Genomic DNA, 12,788 nt, shown 5'->3' with positions numbered 1-12,788 from the left:
GTTCCATGAGGACGGCTTCGGGGGGGAGGGCGTCGCCTTCGTGGAGTTCGCCGCGGACGATCTGGCGGCGCAGGTGGGCGGCGACGAGTTCGGCGGTTTTCGGGACGCGGACGTGCTGGCCGACGCGGTTTGTCGCGAGCAGCGGGCCGGACAGCGCGCGGGTCGGCGTCCCGGGCGTCCCGGCCGTGGCCGCCGCGCCGTCCGACCCGCCGGTCCGGGCGAGGCGCACCGGGTGCGGCACGAGGCGAGGTGTCGAGGCGTCGGTCGGCTGCGTTAACGACATGATCTTGTATTCCCCCTGGTGGTGGTCGCCCGGCCGGGTGAACCCGCTTTTCGGGCTGCGACTGTTGATGTACGGATAGTGGTCACTGCGATGAGTTGACTACGAACCGTGCTTACAAAGTCGCATTGTGGCAGCGTGCTGGGACCTGGGCTGTTCGGGGATGGCTGAATACCACGCTGTGATCTGACGATTGTTACTCAGGGTGCATAAGACTGTCGGCATGCCATCCGCGTACCGAGCTGATCATTTCGGCTCGGGGTCAGGCCGGCGGAACCCGGAGCACGACGGCTGTGATGCCGTTGACCAGGGCTGTCGTCCCGACTGTCAGCGCAACGTGGTTCGCGAGACGAGGAAGCGCGCCAGGATGCTCGGCCGGGACCCGAGGGTCCCGATCTCGGCATCGACTACAGCCAGTCGCCGGCCGACGTGGCGCACCTCGACCGCCGTCTCGACCTCACGATCGAGCGACAGGGAGCGGACGAACGTCACATCCATCGACATCACCTGGGTGGCGGAGCCCGCGGGCAGCACGCTGCCCAGCGTCGCCGACACCGCCGCGTCGGCGACCGCGCAGCCGGCCCCGCCGTGCACCGCACCGACCAGATCCGCCAGCCAGGCCTCGGGGTGGAACCGCACCCAGGCCCGGTCGCCGTCGACTCGCACCGTGGCCGCGAGCCTGGCCAGCAGGGGATGATCGGCCGCCACGCCGGACTGCGTCACCGCCGGGTGGGCCGGGGGCACGGTCGCCAGCTCCCCGGGGGCCGCAGCCCCCGTGCCGGCCGCAGCCCCCGTGCCGGCCGTCGGCTTCCGGCCCGGCGCGGTGGTCACCGCAACGATCGAGCACGCCGCCGTCATCACCGCCAGCACCCGACCGTCGGCGGCGGTGATCGTGCCCGCCACTCGGCGCACCGCTGGCCGCGGGATCCTCTGCCGTCCGTCCGCGGCCGCGCTGCCCTCCATCGGCGTCCACGCCCGCGCATGGAGAAGGAGGCCGTCACCGCCCTCGGCCGAGCCGGCGGCCGCCAGGCCATCCGAGCTTTGGACGGCTTGCGGCCGGGGCGCGGCCGGGGGGGCTGCCCCGCGGCCGGGCGGGCGGCGCGGGGTGGTCGGACTGACCGGTCCGCCGAGCGCAACGTCGGCCACCGGGATCGGTACCGGCAGGTGCGGCCACTCGCCGCGGGTCTCCAGACGCAGGCTCGCCGGGAGCACCTCGCCATCCGCGCCCTGGGCGGCGGCCGACCTGAGGGTGGCCTCGGCGAGCACGGCGAGCGCCCCGGTGGTCAGGCCCGCGCCCGCGCCCCGCAGCCAGGCGGGCACGGCCATCCGAAAGTGCACCCCACCGTCGGGTGGGACGCACCCGTCGGTGCCACCGGCCACACCGGGTTCCTCGGCACGGGGGACGGGCGCGCCGCCAGGTTCGAGCGCCACCACCCCGGCCCGGCGCGGGAAGGGGGCGCAGGGCGCCACGGCCTGCGGGTCGGCCTGCTCCTGCCTGGATGCGGTGATCTCCCCGTGCACTGGTCCTGTCTAGCAGGATCACGTGGATTTTCCCGGCGCCGCCTGCCCTTGGTGACTTCCGTCACCCGGTCCCGCCCGGAACGGGCCCGAAACATGTCCGGAACGCTTCCGACCCGCGGCTGTTCCCGGCACCGCCTCAGGGCGCGGCGGTGATTTGGCCTGCGGCGGCGGTCTGGCCTGCGGCGGCGGTCTGGCCGATGCCGCCGGAGGTCTCCAGCGCCTCGATGGTCACCGCGACCGCGTGCACGACCGAGGCGACCCGGATCGCGTCCTGGATGACCTCCCGGGTGACACCGCGGCCGCGCAGCTCGTGTTCGTGGGCGGTCAGGCAACGGCCGCAGCCGTTGACCGCGGAGACCGCCAGCGACCACAGCTCGAAGTCGACCTTGTCGACGCCGGGGTTGGCGATGGCGTTCATCCGCAGCCCGGCCCGCAGCCGGGAGTACTCCTCGTCCTCCAGCAGGTGCAGGCTGCGGTAGTAGATGTTGTTCATCGCCATGACCGCCGCCGCGGTGCGTGCCGCGGCGGCCGACTCGGCGTTCAGGTGGTCGAGTGCCTCGGGCTCCAGCTCGACCAGCGCGGTGCGCCCGCGGCTGGCGATGGCCGCGGCGAGCACCGTGCCCCACAGCTGCTGGGAGGACAGGTTCGACTGGCTGGTCACCGAGCCGAGGTTGAGGCGCAGGTCCCTGGCATAGTCGGGAAGCAGCTCCCGTAGGCGGGCGACGGTCATCAGGCCGCGACCTCGACCGGGGCGGGCGCCGCGGCGCCGAGCGTCGCCTCGCCCTTCTGCCAGTTGCAGGGGCACAGCTCGTCGGTCTGCAGCGCGTCGAGCACCCGCAGGACCTCCGCCGGGTTCCGGCCGACGCTGCCCGCGGTGACCATGACGAACTGGATGACGTTGTCCGGGTCGACGATGAAGGTCGCCCGCTGCGCCACGCCGTCGTCGCCGAGCACGCCGGCGGCGGTGGTCAGGTCCTTGCGGAGGTCGGCGAGCATCGGGAAAGGCAGGTCGGTCAGGTCCGGGTGGTTCTGCCGCCAGGCCAGGTGGACGTACTCGCTGTCCGTGGACACGCCGAGGACCTGGGCGTCGCGGTCGGCGAACTCGTCGTTGATCCGGCCGAACGCGGCGATCTCGGTCGGACACACGAAGGTGAAGTCCTTCGGCCAGAAGAAGACGACCCGCCACGTGCCGGGGCGGCTGGTGGCGGTCTCCCGGACGAAGGCGGTGTCGGGGTCGTTGGAGACGACCCCGGTCAGGTCGTAGGCGGGGAAGGCGTCGCCGACGGTAAGCACGTCGAGGTGCTCCTCTCAGGGAACCGGATCGGGCACGGCCAACTCTCGCCGTCACCGACTCAGAAGAGAAATCGAAAGATTCGGCAAGTTTGATAGCCTCGATCTATGGCAACGCCTCAGCCGACGTTCACCCAGCTGCGTGCTCTCGTCGGTGTCGCCGATCACCGGCACTTCGGCCGGGCGGCGGCGGCGCTGCACGTGAGTCAGCCGACCCTGTCCAGCGCGGTCGCGGCGCTGGAGCGCACCCTCGGCGTCCAGCTCGTCGAGCGCACCACCCGCAGCGTGCTGCTCACCGGGGTGGGCGAGCAGATCGTCGCGCGGGCCCGCGGCGTGCTCGGCGCGGTCGACGACATCGCCGAGGTCGCGGTGCGGGCCCGAGCCCCGCTGACCGGCGACATCCGGCTCGGTGTCATCCCCACGGTGGCGCCCTACCTGCTGCCCCGGCTGCTGCCCACACTGCGCGGGCGCTGGCCCCAGGCCCGCCTGCGGCTGCGCGAGGCGCAGACGGCCACCCTGCTGGCGGAGCTGCGCGGCGGCGCCCTCGACCTGGCGCTGCTCGCGCTGCCCAACGACGAGCCGGGCATCACCGAGATCCCGCTCTACGACGAGGACTTCGTCCTGGTGATCCCCGCCGAGCATCCGCTGGCCGGGGGCAGCGCCGTGCCCGTCGCCGCCCTCGCCGGGCAGGACGTGCTCCTGTTGGAGGACGGGCACTGCTTCCGGGCGCAGGCGCTCGACGTCTGCCAGGAGGCCGGGGCGCGGGAACGGGCCACCCTGCGGGCGGCCAGCCTGTCGACGATCGTCCAGATGGTCGCCGGTGGGCTGGGGCTGACGCTGCTGCCCGCTGCCGCGGTCGGCGTCGAGGTGGGGGAGGGGCGCGGCCTCGCGGTCGCCACATTCAGCCGCCCGGTGCCGCACCGGCGCATCGGCCTGGCCTACCGGGCGACCTCCGCGCGTGTCGTCGACTGGGACCTGCTGGCGCAGGAGGTCCGCGCCGCGTTGCCCGGGACGGACCTGGAACTCTGCCCGGTCCCAGCGGGAAATCCTGGGTAACCCGCTTCGGGTGAGCGCCGATTGGTCCGCAACGCGGCGTCTCGCGGCGCTTTCGCGATGCGCTCGAGCACTTGTTCATCCCCACTTCTTCGCGACTAAAGGCTGCGGGCTTCGTCACGTTTTATCGTCGGCCGAGAGGACAGGGACACAGCGTCCGCGACCGGCTGCCCGCCGGCGTCCGACCGACGGGTCGGACCGAGGCGATCCGCACAGGTGGGTCGCGGCGCCACGGCTGGATGGGGTCGGGACGCCGGCCACGACAAAGGTGGTGCGCGTGTCCGTGCCGAGATCTGATCGACTTGCCGGTATGCGAGATACGTCCGTGTCATGCATATGTAACCGGCCGGCCGTAGCGTAGGCCGCCATGAGCGACGCACGGAACGTGGCCGTCGGCGTCGAGGAGGAGTTTCACATCCTCGATCTCACCACCCGCCAACTTGTTCCCCGGGCCGAGGAAATCCTGCAGCAGCTGGACAAGGACTCCTTCTCTCCGGAACTATTGAAATCCGTCGTCGAGACCAACAGTCAGCCGACGTTGGATCTGCTGGCGCTGCGGTCGAACCTGCTGGATCTGCGCCGCCGGCTGGCCGAGGCGGCGGGCGAGCTGGGGCTCGGGCCGGCGGCGTCGGGCACCGTGCCGATCCTCGACATGGATCTGCTCGACGTCTCCCGCGACGACCGCTACGAGCAGATGACCGAGGACTACCAGATCGTCGCGCGCGAGCAGCTCATCTGCGGCGCCCAGGTGCACGTCGACGTCGCCGACCGCGACCTCGCCATGGCCGTCGTCGCCTGGACCGCGCCCTGGCTGCCGATGCTGCTGGCGCTGTCGGCCAGCTCGCCGTACTGGCTCGGCGCCGACAGCGGCTACGCGAGCATGCGCACGCTGGTCTGGCAGCGCTGGCCCACCGCGGGCGTCGCCGGGTCGTTCAAGACCGCGGCCGAGTACGACCAGCTCATCGCGGACCTGATCAAGTCCGGCGTGATCAGCGACCCGGGCATGGTCTACTTCGACGTCCGCCCGTCGGCCCACCTGCCCACCGTCGAGCTGCGCATCTGCGACGCCTGCCCGGATGTGGACAACGTCATCCTCATCGCCGGGCTGTTCCGGGCCCTGGTGTGCCGGGCGATCGAGGAGATCGAGGCCGGCGGCCAGGCGCCACCGCCGCGCGCCGAGCTGCTGCGGGCGGCGACCTGGCGGGCGGCCCGTTCCGGGCTGGAAGGAGACCTCGTCGACATCCTCGGCGCGGGCCCCGTGCCCGCGCGGGCCATGCTGCGCCGGCTGCTGGAGGAGGTGCGCCCCCAGCTCGAGCGCTACGACGACTGGGAGCTCATCGACAACCTCGCCGAGCAGGCCGCCGGGCGGGGCAGCTCGGCGCTGCGCCAGCGGCGCGCGTTCGCCCGCCGCGGCCTGCTCACCGACGTCGCCGACCTGATCCTCGCCGAGACCCGCGACGTCCCGCCGGCCGGGGCGTCGCTCGGCGCCGCGCCCGCGGTGTCCGCGCCCGACCAGATCGCGCCGGTCCTGCTGGAGCGCTACCAGCCGACCGGCTACGACGAGGTCGTCGACGAGCACGGCGCCGTGCGCCCCCAGTACCGGGCGGTGATGCGCACCCTGGAACGGCTCGGCCCGGACACCCTCGACCAGCGCGTCGGCGCCCGCGAGGCCGAGCAGACCGACCGGGGCATCACGTTCCGGGTGAACGGGGACTCGGCGAGCCGGCCGTTCCCCTTCGACATCGTGCCGCGCATCGTCGCCGCCGACGACTGGGCGGTGCTCGGCCAGGGCCTCGGGCAGCGGGTCCGCGCGCTGGAGGCGTTCCTGCACGACGTCTACGGGGAGCGGGCGGCCGTCGCGGACGGCATCGTCCCGCCCTGGGTGGTCAACGACGCACCCGGGCTGCGCCACGGCGGGCGCGCGCCCTGTCGCGACGCGATCCGGATCACCACCGCCGGCATCGACCTCGTCCGCGGCGGTGACGGCGGCTGGCTGGTGCTGGAGGACAACCTGCGGGTGCCGTCCGGGATCGCCTACGCCGTCGAGGGCCGCCGGCTCGCCGAATCGGTGCTGTCCGAGCTCGGTCCGCCGCCCGGCATCCTGCGGCTGGGCACCGTGCCCGCGCTGCTGCACGACGCGCTCATCGCGGCGGCGCCGCCCGCACTCGTCGGCGACGAGCCCGCACTCGCCGTCCTGACCAGCGGCCCGGCCGACTCCGCCTACTTCGAGCACGTCATGCTCGCCGAGGAGATGGGCGTGCCGCTCGTCGAACCCGGCGCGCTGCTCGTCGACGAGGACGTCACCTACCGGGTCGACGACGGCCGCCGCCGCCGCGTCGACATCCTCTACCGGCGCATCGACGAGGACGAGCTGTTCAGCGCGCTGGGTGCGGACGGCGCCCCGCTCGGCCCGGCGCTGCTGGGGGCGGTTCGCGCCGGGCGGGTGAGCATCGCGAACGCACTGGGCAACGGCATCGGCGACGACAAGGTCGTCTACGCCTACGTGCCCCGGATGGTCACCTACTACCTGGGGGAACAGCCGATCCTCGACGACGTCCCGACCTACGTCTGCGGCGATCCGGAGCAGTGCGAGCACGTGCTGGCCAACCTCGACCAGCTCGTCGTCAAGCCGGTCGACGGCTTCGGCGGCTCCGGTGTCGTGATCGGCCCGCACGCCGAGCCCTACCAGCTCACCGCGGCCCGGGAGCGGATCCTGGCCGACCCGCGGCGCTGGATCGGTCAGGAGGTGGTCTCCCTGTCCACCCACCCGACCTGGCACGACAGCCATCTCGAACCGTGCGCGGTGGACCTGCGGGTGTTCGTCTACGCGGGGGTGGAGCCGGTCGTCGTGCCCGCCGCGCTCACCCGGGTCGCCCCGCCCGGCAGCCTCATCGTCAACTCCTCCCAGGGCGGCGGCTCCAAGGACACCTGGATCCCGCGCCGCTGAGTGGACCCGCGACGACCGCCGCCGTCCCCCGCCGATCCCCTCGGTGGAGGACGGCGGCGTTCCCGCGGGCGAAGCGGTTCCTGACCGCAACCGGGCGGACACGGGGGTGAAATCTCCGGCATCGAAGGTGGAGGACGATCGTGCACCCTCATGCCGGGCAGGAATGTCCGGGGAATGGATCTCACCTGAACTGACTGGATCGATGATCGACAGGAGCGCACATGTGCGGGCTGAGTGGTGAGCTGAGGTTCGACGGCCGGGGAGCGGACGTCGATGCGGTGGTGCGGATGACGGCCACCATGGTGCAGCGGGGCCCGGACGGCGCCGGCGTCTGGTCGGCGGGACCGGTCGCGTTCGGCCACCGCCGCCTGAAGATCATCGATTTGTCCGAGCGTGGCGCCCAGCCCATGGTCGACAGCGACCTGGGCCTGACCACCGTGTTCAACGGGTGCATCTACAACTACCAGGAGCTGCGCGACGAGCTGGTCGCCGCCGGCTACCGCTTCTTCTCCACCTCGGACACCGAGGTGATCGGCAAGGCGTACCACCGCTGGGGCACCCGCTGCGTCGACCACTTCGCCGGGATGTTCGCCTTCGCGGTCAGCGAGCGCGACAGCGGCCGCCTCGTCCTCGCCCGCGACCGGCTCGGGATCAAGCCGCTCTACCTCGCCGCCGACAGCGAGCGGCTGCGCTTCGCCTCCACCCTGCCCGCGCTGCTCGCCGGGGGCGGGGTCTCCTCGGACATCGACCTCGTCGCCTTCCACCACTACCTGTCGTTCCACTCGGTGGTACCGGCCCCGCACACCATTCTCGCCGGGGTGCGCAAGCTGCCCGCCGCCACCGTGCGGGTCGTCGAACCGGACGGCCGCTTCACCGACGAGGTGTACTGGAGCCCGAGCTTCACCCGCGACCCCGCCCGCGCCGACTGGACGGCCCGCGACTGGCAGGACGCGATCGCCGAGAAGCTGCGCCTGGCGGTGCGCCGACGGATGGTCGCCGACGTGCCCGTCGGGGTGCTGCTCTCCGGTGGGCTGGACTCCAGCCTGATCGTCGCGCTGCTCGCCGAGGCCGGCCAGCACGGCCTGGCCACGTTCAGCGTCGGTTTCGAGGCCGCGGGTGGCGAGTCCGGCGACGAGTTCGCCTACTCGGACATCATCGCCAGGCACTTCGAGACCGACCACCACCAGATCCGGGTGCCCGGCAGCCGGCTGCTGCCCGCCGTCGACGCCGCCGTCGCCGCGATGAGCGAACCGATGGTCAGCCACGACTGCGTCGCCTTCTACCTGCTCTCCCAGGAGGTCTCCCGGCACGTCAAGGTCGTGCAGTCCGGGCAGGGCGCCGACGAGGTCTTCGCCGGCTACTCCTGGTACCCGCCGCTGGCCGGCGTCCCGCGTGACCAGACCGTCGACGCCTACCTGCGAGTCTTCGCCGACCGGCCGCACCGCGACATGCCGGCGATGGTCGAGCCGCACCACCTCATCGAGGGCGACGCCAGCCGGCACTTCGTCGCCTCCCACTTCGCCCGCCCGGGCGCCGACACCTCCGTCGACGCCGCGCTGCGCATCGACTCGGCGGTCATGCTCATCGACGACCCGGTGAAGCGGGTCGACAACATGACGATGGCCGCCGGCTTGGAGGCCCGCACCCCCTTCCTCGACCACGAACTGGTCGAGCTCGCCGCGGCCTGCCCGCCCGAGTTCAAGCTCGCCTCCGGCGGCAAGGGCGTGCTCAAGGACATCGGCCGCCCGCTCATGCCCGTCGACGTCATCGACCGGCCCAAGGGGTACTTTCCGGTGCCGGCGATCCGCCACCTGGACGGCCCGTTCCTCGACCGGGTCCGCGACGCGCTCACCGACCCGGCGGCGAAGTCGCGCGGCCTGTTCCGCCCGGCGTGGATCCAGGCGATGCTGGCCGCCCCGAACGACAATCGCACGACCCTCGGCGCGAACGCCCTCTGGCAGGCCGCGCTGCTCGAGATGTGGCTCCAGACCCAGGGCGTCGCCTGACCTCTGGGAAGGCAGTGGCACCCGGGGGCCCAGCTGGGCTCCCGGGGTCACCCGGCTCGTGGGAGTGACGTGACCCTCGGCTCCACCCGCGCGGACGGCCCCATCCCGGCGGACCACGCGACTCCGGTGAACCCCATCCCCGCGACGATCCCCACCGCTAGGCCCGCGTCCACGGATGCGTCCGCTCCCGGGCCGGCCGAGTCCGGCATGGCCCGGCTGCCCAGACCGGAGCCGGAGCAGGCCGGCGACCTGCCGGTGGAGTGGGTGGCGGCCGAGCGGGTGTGGGCGCCCGTGCTCGCCTCCGACGGCCGGCTCGCCTACGTCGCCGACGGACCGGCCGGGCCCGCGCTGTGGATCCGGGACGCCGACGGCACACGGCGGGTGGTGGACACCGGTCCCGGCCACGTCCGCGCCGCGTCCTGGTCGCCCACCGGTGATCTGATCGCCGTGCAGGTGGCGCCCGGCGGCGGGGAACTCACCGAACTGCGTGTCGTCGCCCCCGACGGTGCCGGCCTGCGCCTGCTGGCCGGCGGGGCCGGTCGCGCCGCCGGGCCGGGCCGCTGGCTCGCCGGCGGCCGGGCCCTCGTCGTGGCCGAGTCCGACCGCGCCGACCCGGCCGGGAGCACCGCCGCAGTCCTGGTCGCACTCGACGGTCGGCGGGCCGCCCTCGCCGCGGGGATCGCCCTGCAGATCTGCGACATCGCCGACATCGCCGACATCGCCGATATCGCCGACATCGCCGACATCGCCGACATCGCCGACCTCGGCGACCGCCAGTCCGACGCCGACCGCCAGTCCGACGCCGCCCGTGATCCGCTGGCCGGCTCCTACCGGCTGCTACTGCGGGAGGGGCCGCGTGGGGTCCGCCGTGCCCTCGTCGTCGACGTCCGGCTCACCGCGCCGCCGGATGGCGGGGCGGCTCATGCGTCCTGGGAGCTGCCCGGCGGCACCGCGACGGTCCTGACCGGCCGGTTCACCGCGGGTGGACGTCGGGCACTGCTGATCAGTGACCTCGGCCGTGAGCGGGCCGCCCTGCTCGACATCGCCGTGGACGCGCCGGGCGACACCGCGGTGATCGCCGCGCGGCCCGACGCCGACGTCGAGCGGTTCGCCCTGCTCGACCCCGCCGGCGGGCGGGCCGTCGTCGTCGTCGTCTGGAACGTGGCCGGTCGCAGCGAGCTCACGCTCGTCGAGCTGTCGGGCGGTCGGAGCCGGCCGCTGCCGGCACCCCCGCGGGACGTCGTCACCGCCGTGCTGGTCCGTCCCGGTGGCCGGGAGCTGATCCTCGCGCTCGACGGTGCCACGGCGCCGGGAGAGATCTGGGCCTGCGACCTGGCCTCCCCGACCGCCGGCTACCGATGTCTGGTCTCGCACGCCCCGGCGCGGCCGGCGGAGCTGGTCCGGCCCGTGCCGCACACGCTGGTCGCGCACGACGGCCTGGAGCTGTCCGGCTGGTGGTACCGCCCGCCGGCCCCCCCGGGTCCGCTGCCCACGCTGCTCTACCTGCACGGCGGCCCGGAGGCCCAGGAACGTCCCGCGTTCAACCCGCTGTTGCACGCCCTGCTCGCCCGGGGCATCGCCGTCTTCGCGCCGAACGTGCGCGGATCCACCGGTTTCGGCCGGACCTTCGAGGAGGCCGACCACCTGCACCACCGCTTCGACGGCATCGAGGACGTGGCGAGCTGCGTACGGGACCTCGTCGCCACCGGCCTGGCCGACGCGGACCGGATCGGGATCGCCGGCCGCTCCTACGGCGGATACCTGACGCTGGCCGCCCTCGTCCACTTCCCGCGGATGTTCCGCGCCGGGGTCGACGTCTGCGGCATGGTCGACCTGGAGTCGTTCTACCAGCACACCGAGCCGTGGATCGCGGCCTCGGCGGTGACCAAGTACGGCGATCCGGCGACGCAGCCGGCGCTGCTGCGCGCCCTGTCCCCGCTGCACCGGATGAGCGCGCTGGCGGCGCCGCTACTCGTCGTCCACGGCGACAACGACACCAACGTCCCCGTGATCGAGGCCGAGCAGACCGTGGCCGCGGCCACCGCCCGCGGCGTCGACTGCCGCTACCTGCTGTTCGACGGGGAGGGACACGAGGTCGCCGAGCTGGGCAACCGGGTCCGCTTCGTCCGGGCGACGGTGGACTGGCTGGCCCCGCACCTGCTCGGCCCGCGGCTGGCCCAGCCCCGGCGCACGGCGTCGCCGCTGGTCGCGGTGCCGCGTCCGACGCCCGCCGGCGACGCCGGCCCCTCAGCCGGTGCCGGCGGTCCGTTCGAGCAGGACGAGTTCGCCGACCTCGTCCTCGGCCGTCAGGCCGCCCGCCGCCCGCTCCCATAGGCCGTGGCCCGCGGGCCGGGCCCGCCCGGCGGCCGATGTCCCGACGGCGGTGACCGAGGCCACCGGGCGTACACCGGACCTCGGCACACGCATCACCTGATGACACTGACACAATACGCCCCGTGAAAATCGAGGAATTGGAGGCGGAGCGGACCTGGTTGGCATTCGACCCCATGCGTCAGCTACGTCCGCATCTGACGTCGACTGGGTTCGTCCGGCTCGTCAACGAGATCCAGCGGCCCGAGGGCTACCGGCTCGTCGCGTCCTGGGACGGCGAGTTCGGCCGGGTCGTCGCCGCGCTCGGCTTCCGCCAGGTGACGTCGCTGGCCGCCGGGCGGCACCTGGCCATCGACGACCTGACCACCCTGCTCGCCGCCCGGGGACGTGGTCACGCCACCAGACTGCTCGCCTGGGCCGATCGGGAGGCCCGCCGGCTCGGCTGCGAGCACATCCACCTTGATGCCGACACCCACCGCCACGAGGCGCACCGCCTCGCCCTTCGCGCCGGCTACTCGATCTCCGCGTTCCACCTCACCCGCCGGGTCTGAACGGGTAAGTCCTATCTACTCGGTGTCGTAGACGATCAATAGTGGGCAACGGTCGTGATGTCGCACCTACGCCGCCGTCGAACCGCGGACCGCGAACGATTCACCGGTCGCACCGGGTCGCACCGCAACCGGACCCGTCCTGGTTCGGACTCACTCGTCCAGCTGGCACGCTGGTACCGATCTTCAGCGCGTCGGGTGGTCGGGGTCGGGGTTCGGAGGCTGGGTGCGGTTCCTCGTTCACAGTTCATCCGGGGATGTGCGGGTACTGCTGCCGGTCGACGGCGAGGGTTACGCCGCCGAGGCGACGACCGGCTCCGGCGACCGCACGGTCAACATCCAGAAGGGCCCGGCGGCGTCGCGCCGCCTGCGCGTCACGACCTCCTCCGGCGACGTCTCGGTGACCTACCGCGACGAGTCCTGAACGGACCGCCTCCCGACCATCGGGGGGCGTCCGCTGTTCCGGCGGCGCTCCCCCGGTCGGTGCTCCGGCCGGGGTGATGGTGACGGACGCGGTCCACGGGGCGGCGCCGTCGGTAGCCCGCAGCAGGTCGAGGGCCTGCCGCAGGTCGGCGTTCTCCCGGTTCAGGCGGCGGATCTCGGTCTGGTGCCCGCAGGTGTTCGCCGGGCCGGTCGCGCCGCCGGACGACTCCGCCTGGCGTACCCAGGTACGCAGGGTCTCGGTGCTGATCGCGAGGCTCGCGGCGACGGCCTTGATCGCGGCCCAGGTCGAGCTGTGTCGCGGCCGCGCGAGGGCGACGGAGGCGACGGCGTGGGCGCGGAATCGCGGAGGGTAGCGGGTGGGTCGGGAC

9 protein-coding genes and 1 pseudogene are annotated in these 12,788 nt (G+C 73.2%); 5 read left to right on the top strand and 5 right to left on the bottom strand.

Annotated elements, in window-relative coordinates; genetic code table 11:
* From NBZ83_RS23030 to NBZ83_RS23015, 4 genes and pseudogenes are all read right to left on the bottom strand, one after another.
* Nucleotides 1-283: pseudogene (locus NBZ83_RS23030) on the bottom strand (GntR family transcriptional regulator); the annotation flags it as partial.
* A gap of 324 nt (nucleotides 284-607) precedes the next feature.
* Nucleotides 608-1,801 (bottom strand): hotdog fold thioesterase, encoded by a 1,194-nt coding sequence (locus NBZ83_RS33435; protein WP_261570497.1) that lies wholly within the window; start codon nucleotides 1,799-1,801, stop codon nucleotides 608-610.
* Between the two features lie 136 nt (nucleotides 1,802-1,937).
* On the bottom strand, nucleotides 1,938-2,531 hold the full coding sequence (ahpD, locus tag NBZ83_RS23020) for an alkylhydroperoxidase, AhpD family (protein ID WP_261570498.1): 594 nt from the start codon (nucleotides 2,529-2,531) through the stop codon (nucleotides 1,938-1,940).
* Nucleotides 2,531-3,094 carry a peroxiredoxin gene (locus NBZ83_RS23015; RefSeq protein WP_261570500.1) on the bottom strand — a complete coding sequence of 188 codons (564 nt, stop codon included), beginning with the start codon at nucleotides 3,092-3,094 and terminating at the stop codon, nucleotides 2,531-2,533. Before NBZ83_RS23015 ends, ahpD begins: the two co-directional genes overlap by 1 nt.
* A 105-nt stretch (nucleotides 3,095-3,199) precedes the next feature.
* Here NBZ83_RS23015 and NBZ83_RS23010 point away from each other — a divergent pair, with 105 nt between their 5' ends.
* The 5 genes from NBZ83_RS23010 (at nucleotide 3,200) to NBZ83_RS22990 (ending at nucleotide 11,979) form a co-directional block, all read left to right on the top strand.
* Nucleotides 3,200-4,147: a LysR substrate-binding domain-containing protein gene (locus NBZ83_RS23010; RefSeq protein ID WP_261570502.1), complete on the top strand. Its 948-nt coding sequence runs from the start codon at nucleotides 3,200-3,202 to the stop codon at nucleotides 4,145-4,147.
* A 364-nt stretch (nucleotides 4,148-4,511) separates the two neighbouring features.
* A complete protein-coding gene (locus NBZ83_RS23005) occupies nucleotides 4,512-7,091 on the top strand; it encodes a carboxylate--amine ligase/circularly permuted type 2 ATP-grasp protein (RefSeq protein ID WP_261570506.1) in 2,580 nt (859 codons plus the stop codon).
* 221 nt (nucleotides 7,092-7,312) lie between these two features.
* The gene (locus NBZ83_RS23000) at nucleotides 7,313-9,097 is read left to right on the top strand and encodes an N-acetylglutaminylglutamine amidotransferase (protein WP_261570509.1); all 1,785 of its coding nucleotides are present in this window, start codon (nucleotides 7,313-7,315) and stop codon (nucleotides 9,095-9,097) included.
* Nucleotides 9,098-9,304: 207 nt separating this feature from the next.
* Entirely contained in the window at nucleotides 9,305-11,431 is a 2,127-nt protein-coding gene (locus NBZ83_RS22995; protein WP_261575772.1) for a S9 family peptidase, read from the top strand.
* Nucleotides 11,432-11,553: 122 nt separating this feature from the next.
* Nucleotides 11,554-11,979: a GNAT family N-acetyltransferase gene (locus NBZ83_RS22990; RefSeq protein ID WP_261570510.1), complete on the top strand. Its 426-nt coding sequence runs from the start codon at nucleotides 11,554-11,556 to the stop codon at nucleotides 11,977-11,979.
* Nucleotides 11,980-12,223: 244 nt separating this feature from the next.
* Here the strand turns inward: NBZ83_RS22990 and NBZ83_RS22985 are convergent.
* The coding region (locus NBZ83_RS22985) for a transposase (protein WP_261575770.1) at nucleotides 12,224-12,788 on the bottom strand (565 nt) is incomplete at its 5' end.

It is taken from the genome of Frankia gtarii (genome assembly GCF_025403375.1).
Classification (GTDB): Bacteria; Actinomycetota; Actinomycetes; order Frankiales; family Frankiaceae; genus Frankia; species Frankia gtarii.
This window is presented reverse-complemented; position numbering and strand designations above follow the sequence as displayed.

What these genes read in the sequence shown, in the direction of transcription:
- ahpD (WP_261570498.1), bottom strand. Translation starts at nt 2,531, where the DNA reads ATGACCGTCGCCCGCCTACGGGAGCTGCTTCCCGACTATGCCAGGGAC.
- NBZ83_RS23010 (WP_261570502.1), top strand. Translation starts at nt 3,200, where the DNA reads ATGGCAACGCCTCAGCCGACGTTCACCCAGCTGCGTGCTCTCGTCGGT.
- NBZ83_RS23005 (WP_261570506.1), top strand. Translation starts at nt 4,512, where the DNA reads ATGAGCGACGCACGGAACGTGGCCGTCGGCGTCGAGGAGGAGTTTCAC.
- NBZ83_RS23000 (WP_261570509.1), top strand. Translation starts at nt 7,313, where the DNA reads ATGTGCGGGCTGAGTGGTGAGCTGAGGTTCGACGGCCGGGGAGCGGAC.
- NBZ83_RS22995 (WP_261575772.1), top strand. Translation starts at nt 9,305, where the DNA reads ATGGCCCGGCTGCCCAGACCGGAGCCGGAGCAGGCCGGCGACCTGCCG.